Annotated in this window: 23 protein-coding genes; 8 read left to right on the top strand and 15 right to left on the bottom strand. The window is 64.2% G+C overall.

Annotated elements, in window-relative coordinates:
* Positions 1–226: 226 nt before the first annotated feature.
* Complete coding sequence (locus tag P8014_RS16925; RefSeq protein WP_337818500.1) at positions 227–1,960, top strand: methyl-accepting chemotaxis protein; 1,734 nt, start codon at positions 227–229, stop codon at positions 1,958–1,960.
* Positions 1,961–2,017: 57 nt separating this feature from the next.
* Here P8014_RS16925 and P8014_RS16920 read toward each other — a convergent pair whose 3' ends face one another.
* Positions 2,018–2,920 (bottom strand): DMT family transporter, encoded by a 903-nt coding sequence (locus P8014_RS16920; RefSeq protein ID WP_337818499.1) that lies wholly within the window; start codon positions 2,918–2,920, stop codon positions 2,018–2,020.
* Positions 2,921–3,084: 164 nt separating this feature from the next.
* Between P8014_RS16920 and P8014_RS16915 the strand changes: the two genes are divergently transcribed.
* Entirely contained in the window at positions 3,085–3,969 is an 885-nt protein-coding gene (locus tag P8014_RS16915) for an AraC family transcriptional regulator (RefSeq protein WP_337818498.1), read from the top strand.
* Positions 3,970–3,978: 9 nt separating this feature from the next.
* Here the strand turns inward: P8014_RS16915 and P8014_RS16910 are convergent, their stop codons facing one another.
* Complete coding sequence (locus P8014_RS16910) at positions 3,979–4,929, bottom strand: MBL fold metallo-hydrolase (RefSeq protein ID WP_337818497.1); 951 nt, start codon at positions 4,927–4,929, stop codon at positions 3,979–3,981.
* 133 nt (positions 4,930–5,062) lie between these two features.
* On the opposite strand from P8014_RS16910, the gene P8014_RS16905 reads away from it, so the two are divergent.
* The 4 genes from P8014_RS16905 (at position 5,063) to P8014_RS16890 (ending at position 9,012) form a co-directional block, all read left to right on the top strand.
* Positions 5,063–5,536: a cytochrome b/b6 domain-containing protein gene (locus P8014_RS16905; protein WP_337818496.1), complete on the top strand. Its 474-nt coding sequence runs from the start codon at positions 5,063–5,065 to the stop codon at positions 5,534–5,536.
* Positions 5,537–5,684: 148 nt separating this feature from the next.
* Positions 5,685–6,077: a YceI family protein gene (locus P8014_RS16900; RefSeq protein WP_337818513.1), complete on the top strand. Its 393-nt coding sequence runs from the start codon at positions 5,685–5,687 to the stop codon at positions 6,075–6,077.
* A 42-nt stretch (positions 6,078–6,119) separates the two neighbouring features.
* A complete protein-coding gene (locus P8014_RS16895) occupies positions 6,120–6,827 on the top strand; it encodes an AraC family transcriptional regulator (protein WP_337818495.1) in 708 nt (235 codons plus the stop codon).
* A gap of 1,336 nt (positions 6,828–8,163) precedes the next feature.
* Entirely contained in the window at positions 8,164–9,012 is an 849-nt protein-coding gene (locus P8014_RS16890; RefSeq protein ID WP_337818494.1) for a DMT family transporter, read from the top strand.
* Positions 9,013–9,018: 6 nt separating this feature from the next.
* Here P8014_RS16890 and P8014_RS16885 read toward each other — a convergent pair whose 3' ends face one another.
* Positions 9,019–9,960, bottom strand: coding sequence for an NAD(P)H-binding protein (locus P8014_RS16885; protein WP_337818493.1), 942 nt, complete (start codon positions 9,958–9,960; stop codon positions 9,019–9,021).
* 126 nt (positions 9,961–10,086) lie between these two features.
* Between P8014_RS16885 and P8014_RS16880 the strand changes: the two genes are divergently transcribed.
* Positions 10,087–10,836 carry a LysR family transcriptional regulator gene (locus tag P8014_RS16880; protein WP_337818492.1) on the top strand — a complete coding sequence of 250 codons (750 nt, stop codon included), beginning with the start codon at positions 10,087–10,089 and terminating at the stop codon, positions 10,834–10,836.
* On the opposite strand, the gene P8014_RS16875 is transcribed toward P8014_RS16880, so the two are convergent.
* From P8014_RS16875 to P8014_RS16820, 12 genes are all read right to left on the bottom strand, one after another.
* Positions 10,815–10,970, bottom strand: coding sequence for a hypothetical protein (locus P8014_RS16875; protein WP_337818491.1), 156 nt, complete (start codon positions 10,968–10,970; stop codon positions 10,815–10,817). The genes P8014_RS16880 and P8014_RS16875 overlap by 22 nt on opposite strands.
* 122 nt (positions 10,971–11,092) lie before the next feature.
* Positions 11,093–11,323 carry a methyltransferase domain-containing protein gene (locus tag P8014_RS16870; protein WP_337818490.1) on the bottom strand — a complete coding sequence of 77 codons (231 nt, stop codon included), beginning with the start codon at positions 11,321–11,323 and terminating at the stop codon, positions 11,093–11,095.
* 188 nt (positions 11,324–11,511) lie between these two features.
* Entirely contained in the window at positions 11,512–11,853 is a 342-nt protein-coding gene (locus P8014_RS16865) for a zinc ribbon domain-containing protein YjdM (protein ID WP_337818489.1), read from the bottom strand.
* Between the two features lie 45 nt (positions 11,854–11,898).
* Positions 11,899–12,849 carry a sensor domain-containing diguanylate cyclase gene (locus P8014_RS16860; RefSeq protein ID WP_337818488.1) on the bottom strand — a complete coding sequence of 317 codons (951 nt, stop codon included), beginning with the start codon at positions 12,847–12,849 and terminating at the stop codon, positions 11,899–11,901.
* A gap of 87 nt (positions 12,850–12,936) precedes the next feature.
* Complete coding sequence (locus P8014_RS16855; RefSeq protein ID WP_337818487.1) at positions 12,937–14,115, bottom strand: hypothetical protein; 1,179 nt, start codon at positions 14,113–14,115, stop codon at positions 12,937–12,939.
* A gap of 100 nt (positions 14,116–14,215) precedes the next feature.
* Entirely contained in the window at positions 14,216–14,671 is a 456-nt protein-coding gene (gene atpC / locus P8014_RS16850) for an ATP synthase F1 subunit epsilon (RefSeq protein WP_337818486.1), read from the bottom strand.
* Complete coding sequence (locus tag P8014_RS16845; protein WP_337818485.1) at positions 14,671–15,342, bottom strand: cytidylate kinase-like family protein; 672 nt, start codon at positions 15,340–15,342, stop codon at positions 14,671–14,673. The genes atpC and P8014_RS16845 overlap by 1 nt, the downstream gene beginning before the upstream one ends.
* A gap of 96 nt (positions 15,343–15,438) precedes the next feature.
* Positions 15,439–17,130, bottom strand: coding sequence for an FAD-dependent oxidoreductase (locus P8014_RS16840; protein WP_337818484.1), 1,692 nt, complete (start codon positions 17,128–17,130; stop codon positions 15,439–15,441).
* Between the two features lie 152 nt (positions 17,131–17,282).
* Entirely contained in the window at positions 17,283–18,272 is a 990-nt protein-coding gene (locus P8014_RS16835; protein ID WP_337818483.1) for a thiamine pyrophosphate-dependent enzyme, read from the bottom strand.
* Positions 18,269–19,444, bottom strand: coding sequence for a pyruvate ferredoxin oxidoreductase (gene porA / locus P8014_RS16830; protein WP_337818482.1), 1,176 nt, complete (start codon positions 19,442–19,444; stop codon positions 18,269–18,271). The genes P8014_RS16835 and porA overlap by 4 nt, the downstream gene beginning before the upstream one ends.
* Positions 19,428–20,000, bottom strand: coding sequence for a 2-oxoacid:acceptor oxidoreductase family protein (locus tag P8014_RS16825; RefSeq protein WP_337818481.1), 573 nt, complete (start codon positions 19,998–20,000; stop codon positions 19,428–19,430). Before P8014_RS16825 ends, porA begins: the two co-directional genes overlap by 17 nt.
* A gap of 259 nt (positions 20,001–20,259) precedes the next feature.
* Positions 20,260–21,327 (bottom strand): ATP-dependent 6-phosphofructokinase, encoded by a 1,068-nt coding sequence (locus P8014_RS16820; RefSeq protein WP_337818480.1) that lies wholly within the window; start codon positions 21,325–21,327, stop codon positions 20,260–20,262.
* 674 nt (positions 21,328–22,001) lie between these two features.
* On the opposite strand from P8014_RS16820, the gene P8014_RS16815 reads away from it, so the two are divergent.
* Positions 22,002–22,505 carry a DsrE family protein gene (locus P8014_RS16815; RefSeq protein ID WP_337818479.1) on the top strand — a complete coding sequence of 168 codons (504 nt, stop codon included), beginning with the start codon at positions 22,002–22,004 and terminating at the stop codon, positions 22,503–22,505.
* Positions 22,506–22,537 lie beyond the last annotated feature (32 nt).

Below are 22,537 nucleotides of genomic sequence, written 5' to 3'. Positions count from 1 at the left end.
CCATAGCCGTCGCGTATGCCCGAGGTCGCGTATGCCCGAGGATGAACCGCGTTGGAGGCTCGATGACATCCGCTTTCGCATAGTGGAAACGGGGCGTTGTGCCCCATAGTTGTTTGCAGCGCAATGCCGCATGAACTCTGCTACTTTCTTCCATTGCCGGTTTTTGCAAAGCAAAACCCCGGTTTGGCCATGGAAGATGGCGAACGAATAGAGACGCGCTGGATAAATGAGCGAACGCCGTGCAACGCGGCAGATCGCGTGTGGCGCTCGACTTCGACGAGTCCTCGTTCGTGGAAGTACAAATATAACCATTAGAAGTTTTGGAGGAGTCATGCCCGCAATATTCTCGTCGATCAAGGGACGATTGATTTTTGCGTCAGTGCTTACCGCTGTTCTGACATTTTCAGCTCTTGTGATGACCTTCTACATGGGAGGGCTTATTCGGGCCGAGTTCCGTTATCAGTCGGAAGTGGTCGGCCCCTTGAATACGGCTTTGCAGGGGATGAATATCGCGGGTCTCAATCAGGGCTCCCTGCTGCGCGAGCGTCTTCTGCTGAGTAGCCTGAACAAGAAGCAAGTCGAAGAACTGCGCAAGTATTCGACTCTATTCGAACAGGATTATTCTACGGCGGTTCGACTTTCGAAAGACTTTCCCTCTTTGGCGCCGATGTTGAAAGCCATCGACAAGGACTGGAAGGTGGTCAATTCGGCTCGCGGAAAAATTCAGGAAGCCGTGGTCAAGGTGCAGCCGGGTGACGCACTGATCGTCGTTCCGACGGAGGAGAAGGGTTGGAAAAGATTGCATGCAAAGCTGGAATCCGCCGTCGATTACATAGATGCCCAGAAAGCTCTGGCGCAAAAGAAAATCGATGCGGATTTGCGAAATTCGCGATGGTGGAGCACCGGCCTGCTTCTGCTGGCCATGATCATTGGCGGTGGTACGCTACTGTTGACGATTGTCGGAACGGTGAGGCGCATCGGTTCCACGCTGTCGATGATGAAAGCGGCGACCACCGGCGACGCAGATCTGTCGCGCCGGGTTGCAGTGCGCGGCACCGATGAAATGGATCAGATCGGCCTTGCCTTCAATGCCTTCCTCGAACGGATCCAGGGCGTGATTGCGCAGGTCGCCCGTTCCGCCTCGATGGTTTCCTCGGCCGCGGATGGGATGTCTTCGATGTCGGCTCAGGTCAGGAGCGGCATCGAACAGCAGCGATCCGATACGACGCAGGTGGCGGCCGCCGTGAACGAGATGAATGCGACCGCGCACGAGGTCGCCAAGAACATCGAGGAAACCAGCAACGTTTCGGGGCGCGCCGCAGCGGCAAGCAAGCACGGCGCCGAATTGGCGACCTCAGCAATCGAAGGCATGGGTACGCTGCAAAACGAACTGGGCCTGTCGAGTGACGCCATTGCCGAGCTGAGCAAGGGCGTCCTCGAGATCGGAGGCGTTGTCGACCTGATCAGTCAGGTGGCGGAGCAAACCAACCTGCTTGCCCTGAACGCAGCCATCGAGGCCGCACGTGCCGGGGAACAGGGACGGGGTTTTGCGGTGGTTGCCGACGAGGTCCGTTCACTGGCGCACAAGACCCAGGATTCGACGTCTCAGATAAGCAGCATGATCGAACGCCTGCGGGGCGCGGCTGACAGCGTGGTGACCTCCATGGACAGGACGCGGGCGCAGTCGGAGTCCGCAAGCGGTGAAGTCGACCAGGTCGGGGAGTCCCTGACCGAAATCACCGGCATGGTCAGGGACATCGCGGATAGAGCGGCGCAGGTTGCCACCGCTGCCGAAGAACAGTCGGCCGTGGCCGAGGAGATCAACAGGAACGTCACCTCGATCAGCACCGCCACGGACCAGACGGCGACTTCGATTGATCATTCCATGGGAGCGGCGCATGAACTCTCCCGCCTTGCCGGAGAGCTGAACCAGCTGGTCGCGCAGTTCAAGGGCGTTTGAGCGTCGCCGGAGCAACAATCCGAACAGCCCCCGGATAAGGGGCGTTCGCCATGCTCCTCAGGCTTCGTCATGGGCGGCATTCGTTACTGGGGCGCCTTGGACGGATGGCCAGAACATGACGACGTTGCCCGCCAGTACCAGCGCCACTCCGACGAAAGCGGCCGGTGTCCAGACGTATGCCTCCAACCACGTCGAGGCACTCAGGGCGACGATGGGAAACAGCACCGTCGCATAACCGGCCCGCGCCGCGCCGATGCGGCGCACCAGCGTCAGGTAGCTGCCGAAGGCGAGAATCGAGCCGATCAACACCAGGAAGGCCATCGCGCCCCAGTACGCGCCGCTGGCGGGAATGCCGAGGGGCAACCCATGCACGCCGACCCAGACGGCCAGCAGGAGGGCGCCGTAGGTCATGGCGTAGGCGTTGGCGGGGAATACGCCGATGCCGAAGCGCTGCACGCGGGTGCCGACCATGTTGCCGAGCGAGAACATGTAGGTTCCGAGGAAGGCGCAGGCCGGACCAACCCATTCGCCGTGTTGCCAGCGCAGTTCATGGCGGAACAGCAGGAGCAGTCCGGCGATGCCCAGCGCGGCCGCGGCCAGGGTGCGGCGCGGGGGGCGCTGACGGAAGAACAGCCAGGCGTTGGCGGCGTTGAACAGCGAGGCGAGCGAGAAGACGACGGCGACGAAGCCGCTGGTGAGCCGGACTTCCGCCTCGTAGATGAACAGGAAATTCGTGCTGTACAGGCACAAACCCAGCAGCAGGAGCCAGCCGTGTATGCGGGGCGAGAGGCGCGGCAGCGTACCGCGCCAGGCCATCGCAAGCAGCAGCAGGCCGCCGGCGAGTATGAAGCGGTAGAGCACCGAGACGGCGACCGGCAGCGTGTCCACCTGTATGTGGATGGCGATCCAGGTCAGTCCCCAGGCGAAGACGACCAGGGCATAGTGGGCGGCGGTCGGCACGGCATGCTCCTGTTGCGTATGGATTATGACGATAGCGGTGCTGCCGCCGTTGGCGCTTGCGCTTTCTTGCCGGGCGTTGTGCCGATCTTGCTGCGGGGCTGTTAACGCTCCGGAACAGGCGCGATACTCTGAAAGACCTGCCGGGGCGCAGGTGGAGGCGAGGCGTGGAGTACGAGGTTTTCAAGATTCTGATCGAAGAAGGTGCCTGCGCCGAGCGTACGCTGTGCCTGCCGGATGGACTTGCCTTCGCCCACTGGAGCAACGGGGGCGGTGAGATCGATTACCACAAACCGGCGCACCACACGCTCAGCGTCTACGTCGAGGGTGGCTGGGGGAGTTGGCGTCTGGAGCGCGGCAAGCCGGTGCAGAACGGCTATCCCGGCGCGGTGTGTCTGTTCGCCGATGGGGCCGATTCGAGCTGGCGTCTGCGCGAGCACTTCGAGTTTCTGCACTTCTATTTCCACCAGGCCGATCTGGCCCGCGCCGCAGAGCAGGTCTGGGATGCCGAGCCGGGGGCCTACGAGCCGGTACCCGACTATTTCTTTCGCGATCCGCTGTTGGAGCAGTCCGTGCAGCTGCTGCTGGCCAGCGATTGGACGGACCCGGCGCAAAGCCTGGGGGCGGACCATCTGGCGCAATGGATGCTGCTGCACGTGGCCAAGGGGTATACGCGCCATCGCGGGCCGCTGCCGGATGTGCGCGGGCGGCTGTCGCCGGCGCAGGCGGCGCGTGTGCGCGATTTCGTCGAGGCGAATCTGGCGGAGGCGCTGTCTTTGGAACGGCTGGCCGGAACGGTGCAGCTCAGTCCCTACCACTTTGCGCGGCTGTTTCGGGCGACCTTCGGCGAGCCGCCGTATCGCTACGTGCAGCGCCGCCGCATGGAACGTGCGCGGCAGTGCCTGGAGCGCGGCGACGAGAAGATCGTGAGCGTGGCGTTGAACTGCGGTTTTTCGGATCACAGCCAGTTCACGCGGGCGTTCCGCCGCCATTTCGGCGTCAGTCCAAGCGCCGTGCGCCCGGACGTGGCCGGGAGCGAAGCTGGCGTTTGACGGCAGGCGTCACATGCCGCTTTGCTGCAATTGCACGAAGGTGCGGTTGATGTTGGTCGGGTTCCAGCTCTGGGCGTGTTCGAGGCGCATGAAGTGCTGCGGCGTGTGCTTGCGCAGTCGGGTGACGGTCGTTTCGAGATCGTCCCAGTTTTCGACGGCGGGGCGGATCTCGCTGAGCAGCCAGTGCAGGTAGTCTCCGGTGTCCGCGCGGGCGAGCTGCCAGCCGCCGACAGAACCGTGGCCCGGCACGATCGTCGCGTTGGGGAACTGCCGTTCGGCGCGTCGGAAGGCGCGTTCCCAGCTTGCGGCGTTGCTCTGGGGGAGGATGCCGAGCATGCGGTCGGTGAAGATCAGATCGCCAGAGAACAGAATGTGCTGGCGGGGCAGCCAGACCACCGCGTCGCCGGGAAAATGCGCGTTGCCCAGAAAATTCAGCTCGACGTGTACGCCGCCAAGCACCAGCTTGGCCCGGTCGCCGGGCAGCGGATGAGGGGCGGTGACGGGCCGGGTGTCGCCCAGGTGCTGCTTGAGCACGCCTTTGAGTGCGGCAAGTTCGTTTGCTGCCATTTCCTTCTGCGTGCGCACGGTGTGCTGCAGCGCGTAGACGCGCGCGCCGTGCGCGGCAAAGTAGCCGTTGCCCAGCCAGCGGTGATCCTGCGAGCCGGTGTTGATGACCCAGCGGATGGGCTGGTCGGTGACCGTGTGGGCCGCCTTGGCAAGCTGTTCGGCCGCGCCCGAGCCGGTGCCGCTGTCGATGAGGATCGCGCCGGTGGGCGTGACCACAAGGCCGAAGTTGGCGTTGAGCCCGTAGTTGGCGTAGGTGCGCGGGCCGGTTGGGCCGATCAGGGCGTAGACCTGCGGGGCGATTTTCTCGACCCGCAATAGTGAGTCGGCGTGCGCCGCCGCACTCGTCCATAGCAGCGCGCACAGCAGTGCGGGCAGGAGGCCCCGTGAACGCATGTCGTACCTTCCCGGCCGTTGGGTATGTGGACAAGTATGGCATGCGTTGGAGCGGGAGACGCGCCGAAGAGCCCTCGGGCATTGTCGTTCGGTAATCCGGGAGCGGTTTCGCGTTGTCCACCGAACGAGCAGAATGAACGTCTGTATTGCAGGCAGGTCCTGGCTGTATGAGCATTTTGACCGAATTGCGCAGCACGTCGGTTCGTTGGGGGCCAGCCGCCCGGTTCTTCCACTGGTCGGTGGCTTTGTTGATCGCAGCGCAGGCGCTTGTCGGCCTGTATATGATCGAGTTGCCGCTGTCGCTTTTGAAGCTCAGGATATTCCTGTCGCCCTGTACCTGTTGCTGGTGGTGATGCCGCTGTCGGGTTGGGTCTACAACTCCGCGTCGGGGTTCCCGCTGCCGTGGTTCGGTCTGGTGCAGTTGCCTGCCATCGCGCCGACTTCCAAGTCACTGGCCGCTGCGGCGCTGCTGGTGCACAAGACCGCGTTCTGGTCGCTACTGGTGCTGCTGGCGCTGCACATCGGCGCCGCGTTCTATCATCACTGGCGTGTGGGGGACGACGTGTTGCGCCGCATGCTCCCGTTCGTGAAACGAGGCCGCTCATGAAAATCGGCATATTCGTTCTGCTGTTGTTGCCTTTCGGAGCAGCTGCGCATGCGCAGAGCTGGACGATCGCGCCGGGCAGCACGCTGGCCTTCGACACATCCTTCGAGGGTGCTCCCCTGCATAGCGGCTTCAAGCGCTTCAGTGGCGGATCAGCCTGGACCGGCAGCATCCACAGATCTGCCGCTTCGACGTGCGGATCAAGCTCGACAGCGTGCACACCGGCAATCCGACCGGCGACAGACAGCTGCAGAGTGCAGCTTTCTTCGATGTGGCCGCGCATCCCGAAGCGCGCTATCGGGCGGACCGCTGCCGCTGGAACGGCAAGGGGCCGATCGACGTCCAGGGATTTCTGACCCTGCGCGGCGTGAAAAAACCGGTACCTCTGACGGCTACGCTCAAGGCCGGCGACGAACTGAGCGCGACTGCTACGGTGAATCGGCTCGACTTCGGCGTCGGCCAGGACCAGTGGTCGAACGGGGCGGTCATCAGCGCGAAGGTCGGGATCAAGGCGCATCTGAAGCTGGCAAAGGCCCCGCACTGAGGCGACAATCGAGGCTGTCCCATACTTTCGAGCAGTGCAGCGATGAGTGCGCCATGCGCGACTGAATTCAGCGACGCCCTTTCCGTGCGCGATTACGGCGCCGCGCCCGGCAGGCACGTACACGACCATTTCCAGGTGCTGTGGGCACTGCAGGGTTCCCTCGAGCTGGAAATCGAGGGCCGGGGAATGTCGCTCGACTTCGGCGAAGCTACGCTGCTGCGCCCCGGCGAGCGGCACGATTTCGAATCTCGGCTCGGCAGCCGCTGCTTGGTGCTCGATACTCGGGACCCGGTATGGGAGCGGCGGTCCGCGCGACCGCAGAGCGTCGAGGCCTCGCACCATCTGGCGATGTATCTCGCCCTGAGCTTGCAGGACGGCGCGACCGCATCGTCCGAACTGGGCACGCTGCTGCTGGGGCAAGCCTGGGGTGAAGCGCACGAGTCGCGCCGTGCCCGTCGCGATGTGGATTGGGCGCGGCTGACGCAGTGGGTGTTGCGTCGTCTGGCGCAGCCGCTAACGGCCGCCGATTTGGCGGAACGGGCTCTGCTCAGCGAAAGTCAGTTCCGCCAGCGTTGCGTTGGGGCGCTGGGCTGCAGCCCGATGCAGTGGGTGCGGACGTTGCGCCTGGAGCGTGCCCGCGAGTTGCGCGCCGATGGTATGCGTGTGGCGGAAATTGCCCGTCGCACGGGGTATCGATCGCCGTCGGCATTGCGGGTGGCGTTGGAGCGTTTAGCGTGTCGTGGACGCTGAGAGTTGGGTTGTGGTTCTTCGATGACTCTAATCGGCGGCAAGCGTTTTGATCTTGCGTTAGTGAAATGTCCGAACCTGTTGGTCATCGCGGTCTGTTTCGTGCGCGTTTCGAGGTATGTCGTTTCTGTTGGCGACTCGGTGGGAGGTCTTTCCATTATTGGCGCTGAGGCCCGTTTCGGGCGCGAATCAGCGTTTGCAGTTTTGATCCTACTTGGGTGACGCGCCCGAGCCGGTTTCTTTGAATGCGCAAAGAAACCGGCGAAAGAAACGCATCCCCAAAGCACTCTGCTCCTGAGCCATTCGCGACTGTAGTGGACTGGTGTGCGTTCAGGGCAAGGCGCGGCGCGAAGATAATGGCCTGAGCCCTTGGCAAGCGCCGCAACGCAGCCATGGGCGCACACCAGCCCACCCGAAGGGCGGCTCCAGGCTGTCCCGCCCCGGTGTTGCGCCGCTGGCGAAGGCAATGAGCCTTCCCTGCGCGACGCGCCTTGTGGCGAAACAGCCTGGAGTCGCTGCAGCCGCCAATGACACATGTGCAGAGTGCTGTGCTTGTCCCTGTCGGGCAACCTCGCGAACGCACGCCTGAACGGGGCTCGCAGCTATTGGCCATCCAGGCCAAGAGCTGCTTGGCCGGCGTCCTGCCGGCCATCCCCGCCCAGGCGCACGCTCGCGAGGCAAGCGATCAGGGGGGACCAAACGTCAAAACACGGCTTCGGTAGGTTGGGGTGAGTGCAGCGAACCCCAACATGATCTGCACCGCCCGCGTTGGGGTGCGCTTCGCTTACCCCAACCTACGCTTCGATCGCCGAATACGTAGCCCAAACGTTTGGGAGGCGTTCTGTTTTGACTCCCCGATTCCCGTTAGGCCTTGCCTCGAGCGTGCGCCCCGGCGCGGGGTCGGGCGGCAGGACGCCGTCCGCGCAGGCTTTGCCAGGATGGCAAGTGCCTGCGGTGCCCCGTGACGGGGTGTGCGCTCGAGGTCTGCCCGTCAGGGACAAGGCCTTTCGGGCGCTTTTCTTTCGTACCTTTCTTTGGGCGTGCAAAGAAAGGTACTCGGGCGCGTCACTGATTCGGATAGATGTTCCAAGCGCCGAATCGCGCACGAAACAGTCCGCCACGGCTAGCTAGTAAGTTGTCTTCCTTTTGTGCAAGATCAAAAGCAGCCATCGCTGATTTAGCGTCTGAAAAGAACTCTGATACCCGAAGAATGGGAACGCATTCTACGCATCGCGTACAGAAACGACAGATAGCCAGTACTCAGCTCCAACCGTTAAACAAGCGTTTCCCGACGCCAGACAAGCGCAACGAGACGCCCCCGCCCACTACGCTTGCTCCCATGAAATCGGATCTCCTCGCATTGGCTGCCGTCGTTCTATGGGCCTCGCTGGCCACGCTCGGTGTGGACCTGTCCCGAGTGCCTCCGTTCCTGCTGACGGGGCTGGGGCTGCTGATCGGCAGCGCGATCGCACTGCCGTTGTCGCACTTCCGGTTGAGTCGGTGGCGTGTGCCGCCGACGACGCTGGCGCTCGGCGTGACGGGCCTGTTCGGTTTCCATTTCCTGCTGTTCCTGGCGCTGCGTTACGCACCGCCGGTCGAGGCCAACCTGGTCAACTATCTGTGGCCGCTGGGGATGGTGGTGTTGGCACCGCTGTATCTGCCGTCGGTGCGCTTTCGTTGGGCCTACGTGCCAGCTGGCCTGCTCGGCTTCGCCGGAGCGGCCGTGGCGATTCTCGGTCATTCCGGTGGTGGGGCGTTTCACGGCGGATTTCAGATCGGCTACCTATTTGCCATGGCATCGGCGTTCATCTGGGCCAGCTATTCGCTGCTGACCAAGCGGCTGCCGCATTTCCCCACCGCGGCCGTCGGCGGCTTTGCGGCCATAGCGGGCCTGCTGTCGCTAGCGTGCCACTTCGCGCTCGAACCGCCGGCTACGCTGTCCCTGCACGACTGGGCGTTGATCGCGCTGCTCGGACTGGGGCCGCTGGGAGGCGCTTTCTTCCTGTGGGACGCGGCACTGAAGAGCGGCGATCCGCGGCGCATCGGGCTGTTGGCTTTTCTCACGCCTTTGCTGTCCACCGCGCTGCTGATGCTGTCCAACCACCAGCCCGTGAATCTCGGCCTGGTGGCGGCCAGCGCGATGATCGTCGGCGCGGCATTTTGGGGGCATCGAGTCTCCGCCGCTTAAGTCGACTCATACGTTCTGTCCACCGAGCAGGCCGGCGGCGCGCAGTGCGTCCGGCAGCGGGGTGTGTGGCACCTGTCCGCTCAGGGCGGTGCGCAGACGCTCTTCGTCAAGGTTGACCTTGTGTTGCCAGAGATAGCGCATTTCCCGGAGTTCGCGTACGAGCGGCACGAAGGGCGACAGCAGACGCATCTGCCACCAGGCGAAGGGGCGCAGTACGACCGGTTTGCCGCTGGCCGTGCTTGCGGCCTCGGCCAGCTGCGCGAAGCTCGCGCGGTAGCCGGCGAAGTGGAACAGGGCCCAGGCGGGTAGGCTTTCGCGGTGTGCAAGCAGGTCGACGATCGTGCACCCGACGTCCGGCAGATAGGCCCAGGTATGCTCGAGTTCGACCAGTCCGGGATACAGCAGGCGGAAGCCGTGTCGCGTCGGTTTGAGCAGGACGTTTATCCAGTTGCCCCGGCAATGAGCGCCGATGAAGTCGCCTGCGCGTAGCAGGATGATCTGGGCTCCGCGGCCGCTCGCTGTCTCCAGGCGCTGCTCCATGCGTTGGCGGATTGTGCCTTTGCGGCAGATCGGCCGCACGGGCGCTGTTTCGTCGAATTCGGGGCCGTCGGCGGGATCATAGGCGTAGACGTTGCCGGGGAAGACCAACGTGAGTTGGTTCTCCTCTGCTACCGTTGCGGTCGGTTCCAGTAGCGGCAAGGCCTCTTTGGCCCAGCGCGGATAGGGAACGTTGGCGCCGTACACGATGACGTCCACGCCCTCGGCGGCGCGCCGGACGTCGCCGATGCGGGAGGCATCGCCGGCAACAGGCTCGATGTCCTGCAGCCATGCGGGTGACTTGCCCGGTTCGCGCATCAGCGCCCGTACCTGCCAGCCGTCCGCGAGCAGTGCGGCGGCGGTGTGCCCGCCGAATCCTCCAGTCGCTCCAATGAGCAGTGCGCGTTTCATTCTCGTTCTCCTTGCCTCGGCGCTTTCCGATGTCACGTCTATGCGGCTGTGTTGTGCCGGTAGGATCAGTATCGATATACACTTTAGGATTGTGAATAGACGTATATGCAAGGTTGTTATTCGATAATGAATATCCAGGATTGGACCTTGATCCGCGCATTTCTTGCGGTGGCGACTGCAGGCAGTGTCTCTGCGGCGGCGCGTACGCTGGGTGTTTCACAGCCGACCTTGAGCCGGCAGATCAGTGCGCTGGAGCAGAGCATGCGCCTGACGCTGTTCGAGCGTTCGCCGCAGGGGCTGCATCTGACCGAGCAAGGTGAGGCACTGGTTGCCGCCGCCATGCAAATGGACGATGCGGCGGATCGGTTCGCGCGGCTGGCGGCCGGTTTGTCGGAGGTGCTGGAAGGCGACGTGCGCATCAGCGCCAACGAGATCGTCGGATACCATCTGCTGCCGCCGCTGATCGCGGCCTTTCGTCGGGAGCATCCGGGTGTCGCGATAGAGGTGTTGATCAGCAACCGCGCCAGCAGCCTGAGCAAGCGTGAGGCCGATATCGCGCTGCGCATGTTCCACCCGTCCCAGGCAGGGTTGGTCGCCATGCGCCTCCCGGACATGGAACTAGGCCTGTTCGCCCACCGTGACTTGCCGCTGCATCTCGCCTTGATGCGCGCCGGAGCGGGGATAGGCGTTACGCATGCCGGTATCGCGGCGGGATATCCCGAGTTGCTGCGCGTGTTGGCGCAGGCGCCGCTGCCGACTCTGGAGTTCTGGTGCGTGTATCACCGCGACGTGCGCTTCAATCCGCGTATCCGCGCCCTGGCGCGCTTCATACGCGAGTGGTTCGCCGAAGATCCTTATCGCGCCTTGTTGCCTTGAATGCGCGCGGCGTATTCGCCCGGTATCTGGGCAAGAGAGCTGAATTGCGCGTCGTCGAAACCGCTTGCGCGCAGGGTGTGCAACACCTGAGGCGGAGGGGCGGCGTGGGTGATGGTCATCCAGGTGTAGTCCATCAGTTGCCGAGTCCTGAGACGCTCCGTCCCGCGTCGCCCGACGAGCCAGGGAACCACCTTGCGCAGATACGCCCGGAAGGTACGGCGGAGCGGATATTGCCGGGGCGCAAGCAGTTCCAGTATCAGCAACCGTCCACTGGGGCGTAGCCCATGACGACGAAGTCCATGCTGGCGTCGGCGAATGGCAGGCGCTCGGCGACGGCCTGCACGGCTTCAAGCCCGCGTTTGCCGCGTGCGATGCCGAGCATGCCGTGGCTGGCATCGAGCGCGATTACGCGTCCCGTCGGCCCGACCAGCCGTCCGGCATGCGCGCCGAGCACGCCGGTGCCGTAACCGACGTCCAGCACGGTCATGCCCCGGGGTCAATCCCGCGCGCCTCAGCACGTCACCGCGGTAGCGTTCCCCCATGCCCAGGCCGACGACTCTGTTCAGGCGGTCGTACAGCGCCGCATTGTCGTCGAACAGGAGGCCGACTCCGTTTTGTGCGCGAAGGTCGATTCGTGGTCGTTCGGGCCGGGGTGGGGGAAGGGCACAACAGGCCCTAGGCTTTCTTCACGAACTCCGACTTCAGCTTCATCGCGCCGATGCCGTCGATCCTGCAGTCGATATTGTGGTCGCCTTCGACCAGACGGATATTTTTCACCTTGGTGCCGACCTTGACCACCGAGGACGAGCCCTTGATCTTGAGGTCCTTGATCACCGTCACCGTGTCTCCGTCCGTGAGCGTATTGCCGTTGGCGTCGGTGACGGTGGAGGCGCCATCTTCGTCCTCCGGCCCGGAATCCCTCGACCATTCGTGCCCGCATTCGGGGCAGACGAACAATCCACCGTCCTCGTAGGTGTATTCGGAACCGCATTGCGGGCAGTTGGGTAAAGAACTCATGTTCGTAGCTTGCCTGTCGTTCGTGTGGTTAAGGTACGTGTACCGTCACGCATGCTCGATGCGATTCCGGCCTTCCTGCTTGGCCCGGTAGAGTCGTTTGTCGGTTTCCTCGATGAAGGCGATCGGGTCGTCGTCATCGCCGGGGATGAGCGTGGCGACGCCCAGGCTTGCGGTGAGATGTGCGCAGGCCTCGGATTTCTCGTGTGCGATTTCCTGCTCGAGGATCAATCTACGGCAGCGCTCGGCGACCTTTACTGCCGCTTCCTCGCCGGTTTCGGGCAGGATGAGCGCGAATTCCTCGCCGCCGAAGCGGGCCATGAAATCGCGCGCGCGCACGGCTTCGGAGTTGAGCGTCTGTGCCACGCGCTTGAGGCAGTCGTCGCCCTGCAGATGACCGTAGTGGTCGTTGTACTGTTTGAAGAAGTCGATATCCAGCATGATCAGCGAAATTGGTTTCTGGGAGCGCTTGGCGTGCGCCCATTCGCGGGTCATGATGGTGTCGAACATGCGCCGGTTGGCGACTCCGGTCAGCCCGTCCTTGAAGGACAGCTCCTCGAGTTCCTTCTGCAGATGGACGAGCCGGGCCTCATTGCGCTTGCGTTCGCTGATGTCGAACATGAAGCCGACCAGCGCCTCGACCTCGCCGTTGTCCTCGCGCACCACGTGCACCACGTCGCGGATCCAGACATAGTCGCCGTCCTTGGTCAGCGCCCGGTAGTCGGCCTCGTGATCGCTGCCGGCCATCGACTGGGCGACGCAGAAGTTGAATACCTCGTCGCGATCTTCCGGGTGCATTCTCTGTACCCAGTCGTCGACCGTGGCCCAGCTCGACGGCGTCCAGCCCAGCAGTTCCTCGATCTGCGGCCCGATATAGGCGAATTGCATGGTCGCCCAATCGATTTTCCAGGGGATGGCCTTGGTCGATTCCAGCAGCGTCTTGTAGACCGCGCTGTCCTGTTCCATTTCGGTTTCGACCGAGTTTGCCGTGTTCGTCATCGAAGCGTCTCTTCCTTGGGCGTCATCGCGTTGTCTTTGGGTAAGGCGGTTGCCTCAGCCCCGGTTTCCGGTCCATGTCGCGTCGGCTCAGTTCAGGCTGTGTGCGCCCGCGCGTACAACTCCAGCAGATTCTCCTGCTGGTCGTAGACGATTCGCTTGCCGGCGCGCAGGTCGCGGCGCATCACGAGATATGCCGGAACAGACGGAACAGTCTCGTGGAGAAACGGCGCGCGAGGGGATTGCAATTTTAGGAAATACATAGGCATTGTAGCCCAGTATCGGCAGGTCGTCGGGTACCGGTTCCTCTTCGGCCAGTACCTGCAGGTTGGTGGCGAGCGGCAGCAGTTGATTCAGGCGGTAGGTTTGCATGTTGGGGTTGCCGACGCGCACCAGGTTGGCGATGAGTTCGCCAAGCGAGGCGTGACCGATGATCGCGGAGTGTTTCGAAAGTCCGCCCCAGGCCCCGTCGGCACCGTTGAGCAGGGCTTCGATCACGGAGGCGTTCTCGAAGCCGCCGCCGGTGTGCATGTGTACCAGAATCTTGAGCGGTGGCGGCAGGAAGCAGCGCGCCGCGGCGACGATGGCGCCGACCTGGAACGGCATGTAGGTGCCGCGGTCGTCCTCGAGGCTGATGCCTTCGATCGGCTGCTCGGCGAGCAGGCTCAGGATCGAATATGCCTCCTCGCGATTCTCGGTCAGAGCGTCGCAGCCGTCGACGATGTTGATGATGATGCGAGGGCGGCCGCCGTTATCGCCGGTAATGTTGTCGTTGAGCCAGGCGATGCTCGCGGGCAGGCTGCGCCTGAGCGTTTCATAATCGTACTGGCCGGCCATGCCCGCCGTGCTGAGGTTGATCTCGTGCAGAGTGTTGGGCACGCCGTAGTCGCGCAGCTTGAACTGCGAAGGATCCGGCGTGAAGCTGCCGTCGGGCTGCGCGATGCCCATCGCCGTGAAGGCGAAACAGCCGTTCATGTCGGCCTGCTGGTCGCGCAGATAGGCCATGAAGTCGTCGTCGACCTCGGGCTCGTCGGGTATGGCGTAGTCCAGTGTGCCGAGCAGAATGTTGTCGAAGCCGAATTCGCGGATCTGCGGCAGGATCGACAGCTTGTTCTGCAGTGTCTGTCCGACGCGCGCGCCGACGGGATTTTCCCGCAGCGACAGATCGATGAGATAGGGTTTGATGGCGCGCAACTGTTCGATTTTCCGCTGCGCTGCGGCGAGATGGGCGGAGGCCTTTTCTGCTGCGTCAGGCTGGGATGTGGGCATGTCTACATCTTGCTCGGGGTGAATGAGGATCGTGGCGTGTTTCCAGGGCCTGTTCACACTTTTGCGTGGTGCGCTGTCGCGGGAGAAATGGTCGTTGGTGCTATCGGCGCGATTTCCTGCGTATGAAATCCTCCGCCACCTTCAGCATGGCCAGCGCGCGCAGCAGTTCGGCGTGTGCGAGTTGTTGGTCGTATGGCAGGCGTGCGTGTTCCTCGCGCTTGCGTGCCGCCTTGACCGCTTCCTCGGCCGCTTGTGCGTCGATCGCCTCGGCGCGCAGTGCGGTGTCGGCCAGCACGGTCACCTCGGTCGGTTGCACTTCGAGAAAGCCTCCGGCCAGGAACAGACACTGCCAGTCGCTGCCGGCGCGGTAGCGGGCTTCGCCTGGCCTGATTCGGGCAAGCAGCGGTGTGTGCCCGGGCAGGATGCATACTTCGCCCTCGTCGGCCGGCAGAACGACGCTGTCGGTTTCGCCCCGGAAGAGTTCTTCCTGGGCGGTCACGATGGTGAGCCGTAGCGCGCGCTGCGGCGTGCGTCCGTTAGCGGAGATGTCTGTCATCAGGTTTCGGAAGTGTGTAGGCCGCAGGCATGCAGGCCGCTGACGATGATGTTCACGACCTCTTCCAATCGTTGCGCGCAGTCCGTGTTGATGATGAGGTCGAAGTCGCCGAATTCGTCACGCTCGTGGCCGTACAGGTTCTTGAGAAATGCGTGCCTTGCTTCTTCGATGCGGTGTCGCTCGTGCTTGGCCGCCTCCAGGTCAAGGCCTCTGCGTTCGGCGATGCGTGCGGTGCAGGTCTCTGCTGACGCGTGCAGGTATACGCGATACATGTCTGGTGCGCTGGAGATCAGATGTGCGCCGCGTCCAAGTATGACGCCGCCGCGGCGGGAGATGCTGAGTACGACCTCTACCAGCGCCTGCGCATACTCGTTGCTTGATGGGATGCCTCCTAAGGCGCGCATGACGCGTTCAAACAGGCCCGGCGTGGCGGCTTCGTCGAGCCGCTGCATGAGGTCCGCATTACCCTCTACCTGCTGCACGATGCCTTCGATGATTTTCTTGTCATAGAACGTTACGCCAATGCGCTCGGCCAGCAGCCGGGCAATTTGATGTGCTCCCGCGCCGTAGTCGCGGCTGATGGCCACGGTGGGGCCGCGGGGTTCCGAGGCTTCCGCCCCGCCTTGGTGTAGGACGACCTGGATGTAGCGTTCGATGGCGCTGCGTGTCATGAGATGCGAAAGCCCGTGTGGTCGAAAGCTTTGTTGTGTTATGAGATTGCTGAATTTCCGGCGAGGCCCGATGCGCTCATGGGTAACATAACCGGTTTAGAGATCGTCCACCATCTGGATGAAGCCGCAGGGGCACTCGCTGGCGCACAGTCCGCAGCCCTTGCAATAGTCATAGTCGAAGACGTAGGTCGAGCCGTCGGTGGTGGGCTCCGGCGTCTTTAGCACGGCCATGTCCGGGCATAGCGTGTAGCAGTTGTCGCAGGAAAGGCACATGCCGCAAGACAGGCAGCGCCCAGCTTCGTGCCGGGCCTGAGGTCCGGAAATGCCCGGTTCTATCTCAGCGCAGCCGGTGCGTTCCTCTATCGGCAGCACGAGTTCGCGCGCACGCGGTGTGGCGTCGTAATAGGCGGGGTTGATGTGCTGCCAATCGGCGACGGGACCTTGTGCGGCTTGCGCCCGGGCAGTTCCCGTGAGCTGGGCGTGCATGGCCAGCGCCGCGTGTCGGGCTTCGCCGACGGCTTCGGTCACGGTGCCGCCGCGGCCGTTCATGTCTCCGCCGGCGAAAACGCGCTCATGCGCGGTGCGACCGTTGTCGTCGGTGCGCAGGGCATAGTCGCCTTCGAGCAGCGCCTCCAGGCCGCGGGGATCGATTTCCTCGCCGATGGCGGGGATCACGGCATCCACGCGCAGGATGGTCTCGGTACCCTCGAAGGGGATGCGCACCAGGCGCCCGTTGGCATCGGGAAGCTTCTTCATGTGGACCATTTCCAGACCGATGACGCGTTCGCCCTGCAGCAGCAGCCGGTGCACGCCGCGGTGCGGGAGGATTTCGATGCCTTCCTCCAGGGCCTGAGTCACTTCGCGCGGCAGGGCGCGCATCTCGTCGCCGGGGCGTTCGCCCTGACCGGGCAGGGCGTTGTGGGTGATGATGTGCACGCGTTCGGCGCCGGAGCGCTTGAGCACGCGAGCCAGGTCAACGGCGGTATTGCCGCCGCCGACCACTGCAACGCTGCGATATTCGGGCACGGCGCCGTGGTCGATCCACTCCTTGAGTAGTTCGAGGCCGTTGTGAAGGTCTTCGGGCACGGCGCCGTCGATGCTCCAGGCGTGTGGGCGCTGATTGCCCAGACCCAGGAATACGCCGGCGTGGCTCTGCAGCAGGTCCTGCAGATCGATGTCCTGGCCGAGGCGGGTGTGCGGCTGGAAGTCCAGGCCAGGCAGGGCGAGCAGACGCTCGATCTCGCCTTCGAGCACTTCGCGCGGCAGGCGATAGGTGGGGATGGCGCTGCGGCATACGCCGCCGGCCACCGGCGCGGACTCGAACATGCGCACGCGCAGGCCGAGGCGGATGGCGTGGTATGCGAAGGCGAGGCCGGCGGGGCCGGCGCCGACCACCGCGACCTGCGGTGCATCCGCAGGAGGCGTGACAACGGGATAGTCCCAGCCCTTGGACAGGGCTTCGTCGCCGAGATGGCGTTCGATCAGGTGGATGCCGACGGCCTCGTCGATTTCGCGGCGGTTGCAGGCGCTTTCGCAGAAATGTGGACAGACGCGTCCGGTAACGCCCGGCAGCGGGTTGGCGGCGACCAGCGCCTCCCATGCCTCGCGCGGGCGGTCTTCGTCGAGCAGCGCCAGATAGGCTTGCGGATCCTCGCCGGCCGGGCAGGCGTGGTGGCAGGGGGCCGGCGCATGCACGTGCACGGGGCGCTGCGTGCGCCAGGTGCCGGTGTGGTAAACCATGGCGCCGCCGGGTTGGGCGACGCCGCCGCGGGTGATGATCTGGCTCATTGCATTCCTCCAGATAGCTCGTGAATAGAGCGTAGCGAGCGTTCCGAGGGCAAGGCGGACGGAGCGCAGCGACGAGACATATCACCTCGATAGGCGAGGAGCGAGTACCGCCAAACGCAGCTATCGGGACGCGCAGTAGCTTTATCCATGAGCTAGGCCCAGTGCTGGCCGCCGCGGCGGACTGTATCGGCCCCCTCCGTGTCGCGCGGCTCGGGACCGGGCGCACTCAGGCCGTAGCGTTCGATGTTGTGCTCGGCCAGTGCCTGCAGATGCTGCAGCTCCCTGGCCGCCTCGGCAGTGTCGGCGAACAGGTGGCGGAAGCGTGCCTGCGCCTTGAGGTAGTCGGCGACCGGGCGCAGTTCGCGAATCGGCATGACGCCGGTGACGGCGCCGCGCTCCAGTTCGATCAGCGGCACCAGGCCGCTCTGCACGCCGAGCCGCGCGACTTCCACCGTGCGCGAGCCGTCGTGGCCCCAGCCCTGGGGGCACGGCGAGTGCACCAGCAGGAAGGTCGGCCCTTCGACCTCGATGGCGCGGCGCACCTTGTGGCGCAGATCGGCGGGGTAGGCGACGGTGGCTGTGGCTGCGTAGGGCATGTGGTGCGCGGCGATGATCGAGAGGATGTCCTTCTTCAGGTGGCGCTTGCCGAGGCGCTCCTTGCCGGCGGGCGAGGTGGTGGTGGCGGCGCCGACCGGTGTGGAGCCCGAGCGTTGCACACCGGTGTTCATGTAAGCCTCGTTGTCGTAGCAGACGAACAGCACGTTGTGGCCGCGCTCGATCATGCCGGACAGGGCCTGGAAGCCGATGTCGAAGGTGCCGCCGTCGCCGGCGAAGGCGAGCACCTTGCTGGCCCGGCCCTGGGCCTTGAGGGCCGCTTCCATGCCGGAGGCGATGGCGGCGCCGTTCTCGAACAGCGAATGCAGCCACGGCACGCGCCAGGCGGAGTCCGGCCAGGAGGTGGTGGTGACTTCCAGGCAACCGGTGGAGTTGGCCACCACCACGTCGGGGCCGGCGGCCTCTGTGACCAGGCGCGCGGCGAGCAGTTCGCCGCAGCCCTGGCAGGCGCGGTGGCCCGGTGACAGGCCGGTGAAGCGGGGCTGATGCTTGCGCAGTTCGGCGAGGGAGATGGTTTCGGCGGTCATGCGCGCAACTCCTGCGGCAGGCGTTCGGGGTCGAGATCGAGAATGCGGAAGCGTTCGGCGTGTTCGCCATGGGCCACTTCGATCAGGCGCGGATAGAGGCTGAGGCCGATGTCGCGGCCACCCAGGCCGACGGCCACGGCGTGTACGCGCGGCGCCTGCGGCAGCTCGGACAACGCGGCGCGCACCTCGGCGGCGACGATGGCGCCGAAACCGGGCGAGAAGGCCCGTTCGATCACCACCAGTTCGTCCAGCCCTTCGCAGGCGGCCTGCAGTGCCTCGATCGGGAATGGGCGGAAGGCCCGCAGGGCCATGATGCGCGTCGGCGGCAGTTCGGGGTGCGCGAGCGCGGCGTCCTGCAACGTGCCGATGAGGCTGCCCAGCCCGAGCAGGCCGATGCGGGCCTCTGCGGGGCCGCTCGTGCGCAGCAGTCCGCCCCAGTCGCGCCCGCTGGCTTCGGCCCAGTCGGCATTGGCGCGCAGGATGTTGTCGGCGGCGCCGAGCAGGTCGTGATGATTGGCGTAGCGCAGTTCGCTATACGCTTCGGGGCCGACCATGGTGCCGATCGACACGGGTGCCTGCGGGTCGAGCATGCGGTCGAAGCGAAACGGCGGCAGGAAGGCGTCGACCTCTTCCTGCGTGGGCAGATCCAGGGGCTCCATCGTGTGCGTGAGCGTGAAGCCGTCCATACATACCATGACCGGCAGCTCGGTTTCCTGGGCGATGCGGAAGGCCTGAATGTGCGTGTCGACGGCTTCCTGGTTGGAAGTGCAGTAGAGTTGGATCCAGCCGGCGTCGCGCACCGCCATGGAGTCGGACTGGTCGTTCCAGATGGAAATAGGGCCGGACAGCGCGCGGTTGGCGCAGGTCAGCACCATGGGTACGCGCAGGCCCGAGATGTCGTACAGCACCTCGCTCATCAGCAGGATGCCCTGCGAGGCCGAGGCGGTGTAGGCGCGCGAGCCGGCCGCGGCGGCGCCGAGCACGACGCTGGCGGCGGAATGTTCGGACTCCACACTGACGTATTCGCATTCGAGCTGGCCGTCGGCCACCAGCTTGGCGATGTTCTCGACGATGTGCGTCTGCGGCGTGATCGGGTAGGCCGAAACGACCTGCGGACGGCACAGGGCAACGGCGCGGGCGATGGCCTGCGAGCCTTCAAGCGCCTGCGGCATGGGCGACCTCCTGGTTCCAGATGTCGGCTTCGACCGCTTCGGCGGCTGCGGCGATCAGGGTGCGGTTCTTGTCGAGCACGGCGCCTTTGAAGCGCTGGCCGAGTTCGTGGCTCAGGGCCTCGAGCGGCAGCAGGCCGGTGAGGGTAATGAAGGCGGCGAGCAGCGCGGTGTTGGGCACCGGGCGGCCGAGATGTTTTTCGGCCAGCGCGTTGGCGGGCAGGCTGTAGGCCTTGACGTCCAGACCCAGTTCGGTCGGCGTGCGCGGGCTGTTGACGAGTACGCCGCCACCGGGCTTGAGACCGGCCAGTGTTGCCGCGTCGTGCAGCAGGGCTTCGTCCTGCACGATGAGATAGTCGGGATGGGCGATCTGGTCGCGGCGGCTGAAGGGGCTGCGGTCCATGCGTACGAAGGCCGCCACCGGGGCGCCGCGGCGCTCGGCGCCGAAGGCCGGGAAGGCCAGCGCATGCCAGCCCTGGTCGATCGCCGTGCCGGCGAGCAGATAGGAGGCGGCGACGTTGCCCTGGCCGCCGCGGCCGTGGATGCGAACTTCGATCATGGGGTGGGGACTCCTCGCGGGCCGGTGCTCGGGGTACCGGAAAACGTCGATTTGCATGCCTGCTGCATGAATTCCTCCCGCTGCAGTTGATTGTCCGCCTCGGAGCGCCGCAGTCATCGCGCGGTGCGGTCGCCCATTCAGGCTTATGCTCTAAGTCTTGTCGCCGTGTTCTCGAATGTCCAGACCGCAGAGAGCGTAGCCCCGGGTATTATAAAAAATTTACCTGTCGTTAATAGGGTTAGTCACCGCCGCCGGTCGATCAGTTCCCCAAAGCGGTGCCGACTGCTCGCAGGCTGGTGATCAGGGGGTGGTCCAGCGGCACGCTGCGCGGCTCGCCGCCGACTTCGGTCAGCGGTACGGGTTTGAGTTCGGCTCCCTGCACTGCGACCATCACGCCGTAGACCTCGGCATCGGCCAATTCGATGGCGCGGGTACCGAGTTGCGAAGCGAGGATGCGATCGGTGGAGGTAGGACTGCCGCCGCGCATGACGTGACCCAGGGAGGTCAGGCGCACTTCGGCCCCGGTGAGTTCCGGTAGTTGCTCGACCAGTTCCATCGTTGCGGTGTGCAGGCGTACCGGCGCACCGGAGGCTGCACGTTCCTCGGATACGGCACCTTCGGCGATGACTAGGATGGAATAGGAGCGCCCGCGGCTGACGTCGTCTCTGACCGCGTCGACGACGCGTTCGAGGCGGTAGGGGATTTCCGGCAGCAGGGCGACGTCGGCGCCGCCTGCCAGCGCGGAGGCGGCGGCCAGCCAGCCGGCATTCCGCCCCATGACTTCCAACAGCATGACGCGGTGGTGGCTGCTGGCGGTGGTGTGCAGGCGGTCGATGGCTTCGGCGGCGATATGGGTTGCGGTGTCGAAGCCGAAGGTCACGTCGGTGCCGCGGATATCGTTGTCGATGGTCTTCGGCAGGGTGATGATGTTCAGGCCGGCCTGTTCGTGGAGTCGGCGGGCGAAACGCTGAGTGCCGTCGCCGCCGAGACAGATCAGCGTCGACAGGCCGAGGTCGTCGTAGATGTCGCGGCAGCGCTCGATGGCTTCGTCGATGCTGCCGACGCTGCCGGACTGGCCGCGCCCGGTGCCGAGTATGGTGCCTCCGATACCTTGGATGCCGGCCACATGCGCGGGCGTCAGTCGTTGGAACCGCCCTTCCTGCAGGCCCAGATAGCCGTCCTTGAAGCCGAAGACTTCCCAGCCATGGGTGATGCAGGCGCCAAGGGTCAGCGCGCGCAAGGCCGGGTTGAGGGCCTGGCAGTCGCCTCCGGCCGTGAGCAGGCCGATGCGACGGGTTGGTTGATGGCTGCTTGTATGTTCGATCATCTCGTACCTGGCATGAGGGTCGGGTGCTGGGAAATCGGGCGCTTGCCGAGAGTTGTCAATGTTAGGGCTTGTTCACGTTATTGCGCGTTGTGTTGCCGGCGCCGTTTCTCGTGGCCCGCAATGCGCTGCGAGCGTAGTGTCGCTGTAGCCCCGCTACATGAGCGAGCGGCAACGCCGTACCGCTCAATAGTTTGAACAGGCCCTGGCATCCGGACCGGCTGCGACGGTCGTGCACCACGATTCCTATTGGTGCGGTTACGCAACGAAGAGTTCCGAAGGTCCGCCGATTTTGGCGAAATTTTCGGCGAACAGGTCGGCAAGTTCTTGCAGTGTGCGATTGTAGGCAGCGCTCGTCGCTCGAGGTTTCTCGGGGACGAGTATACGCGGGTCGATGCCGCTTACGTGGCGGGGCATGTGCAGACCGAAGTGAGGCAATTCGTTGGGTGCATCGGCGTCTTCCCCCCGTATTGGAAGCCTGCAAGCCTGTTGTGTATGTCAAGCAAGGTATGAGCCAGTTTCGATGTGGCGATTCGGCGTGCTCCGTTTGCCGAGGCGGGATGTCGGTGCTCCGGAATGATGCCGTCATGCACTGCATAGGTGCGCGTCTGTGAGGAATATATGTCCGCGGGCGTGCGTCTTTAATTCCGGCAGCATCGCAAGTGACAGGAGGTCGTATGGATATGAGAGCTGGGAAGAAAGAGGGGCCGCTCCCCGAGAGTGGTCTGCGCCGTCGTCTGCTGGGTTCTCTGGCGGTGGCGGGCGGTTTGTTCGCGTTTTCCGAACGCAGCCGTGCGGACGCGTTTTCGGGTGATAGTGCGAACAGGGTCGTGTATCAACTTAACAAATTCGATCCGGCTTATATTAAGGAGATTCTTCACAGCGTGGCCGTTGTCCTGCGTAGCTACTCGGACAACGTGAACGTGGTCGTGACCTGTTTCGGACCAGGCATCTGGGTGCTGGTCAAGGAACAAAGCAATCGCCACAAGCTCGATTCGTACATCCGGGAGATGATCTCCAGCCAGTCGATGTACGGAGTGGAATTTCACGCCTGTGAGCAGACCATGAAAACGGCCAAGCTCGCGGCTGGCGACTTGGTCTCCGAGGCGACCGTCGTACCCAGCGGTGCGGTGGATTTGATCAAGTTGCAGCAGAAGAATTACGCCTATATCGCGTGGTAGGCCGCCGGCGGTGTTTTGCGCCGCTCGAGCCG

Source organism: Acidihalobacter sp., from assembly GCF_037381185.1.
GTDB lineage: Bacteria > Pseudomonadota > Gammaproteobacteria > DSM-5130 > Acidihalobacteraceae > Acidihalobacter_A.
Note: the sequence above shows the minus strand (reverse complement) of the source record. Positions and strands in the feature narration are given on the sequence as shown.

Excerpts from the sequence above, each read along its gene's own strand:
- P8014_RS16925 (WP_337818500.1), top strand. The coding sequence starts at position 227 with ATGAGCGAACGCCGTGCAACGCGGCAGATCGCGTGTGGCGCTCGACTT.
- P8014_RS16910 (WP_337818497.1), bottom strand. The coding sequence starts at position 4,929 with ATGCGTTCACGGGGCCTCCTGCCCGCACTGCTGTGCGCGCTGCTATGG.
- P8014_RS16905 (WP_337818496.1), top strand. The coding sequence starts at position 5,063 with ATGAACGTCTGTATTGCAGGCAGGTCCTGGCTGTATGAGCATTTTGAC.
- P8014_RS16895 (WP_337818495.1), top strand. The coding sequence starts at position 6,120 with ATGAGTGCGCCATGCGCGACTGAATTCAGCGACGCCCTTTCCGTGCGC.
- P8014_RS16890 (WP_337818494.1), top strand. The coding sequence starts at position 8,164 with ATGAAATCGGATCTCCTCGCATTGGCTGCCGTCGTTCTATGGGCCTCG.
- P8014_RS16885 (WP_337818493.1), bottom strand. The coding sequence starts at position 9,960 with ATGAAACGCGCACTGCTCATTGGAGCGACTGGAGGATTCGGCGGGCAC.
- P8014_RS16880 (WP_337818492.1), top strand. The coding sequence starts at position 10,087 with ATGAATATCCAGGATTGGACCTTGATCCGCGCATTTCTTGCGGTGGCG.
- P8014_RS16875 (WP_337818491.1), bottom strand. The coding sequence starts at position 10,970 with ATGGACTACACCTGGATGACCATCACCCACGCCGCCCCTCCGCCTCAG.
- P8014_RS16870 (WP_337818490.1), bottom strand. The coding sequence starts at position 11,323 with ATGACCGTGCTGGACGTCGGTTACGGCACCGGCGTGCTCGGCGCGCAT.
- P8014_RS16865 (WP_337818489.1), bottom strand. The coding sequence starts at position 11,853 with ATGAGTTCTTTACCCAACTGCCCGCAATGCGGTTCCGAATACACCTAC.
- P8014_RS16860 (WP_337818488.1), bottom strand. The coding sequence starts at position 12,849 with ATGACGAACACGGCAAACTCGGTCGAAACCGAAATGGAACAGGACAGC.
- P8014_RS16855 (WP_337818487.1), bottom strand. The coding sequence starts at position 14,115 with ATGCCCACATCCCAGCCTGACGCAGCAGAAAAGGCCTCCGCCCATCTC.
- atpC (WP_337818486.1), bottom strand. The coding sequence starts at position 14,671 with ATGACAGACATCTCCGCTAACGGACGCACGCCGCAGCGCGCGCTACGG.
- P8014_RS16845 (WP_337818485.1), bottom strand. The coding sequence starts at position 15,342 with ATGACACGCAGCGCCATCGAACGCTACATCCAGGTCGTCCTACACCAA.
- P8014_RS16840 (WP_337818484.1), bottom strand. The coding sequence starts at position 17,130 with ATGAGCCAGATCATCACCCGCGGCGGCGTCGCCCAACCCGGCGGCGCC.
- P8014_RS16835 (WP_337818483.1), bottom strand. The coding sequence starts at position 18,272 with ATGACCGCCGAAACCATCTCCCTCGCCGAACTGCGCAAGCATCAGCCC.
- porA (WP_337818482.1), bottom strand. The coding sequence starts at position 19,444 with ATGCCGCAGGCGCTTGAAGGCTCGCAGGCCATCGCCCGCGCCGTTGCC.
- P8014_RS16825 (WP_337818481.1), bottom strand. The coding sequence starts at position 20,000 with ATGATCGAAGTTCGCATCCACGGCCGCGGCGGCCAGGGCAACGTCGCC.
- P8014_RS16820 (WP_337818480.1), bottom strand. The coding sequence starts at position 21,327 with ATGATCGAACATACAAGCAGCCATCAACCAACCCGTCGCATCGGCCTG.
- P8014_RS16815 (WP_337818479.1), top strand. The coding sequence starts at position 22,002 with ATGGATATGAGAGCTGGGAAGAAAGAGGGGCCGCTCCCCGAGAGTGGT.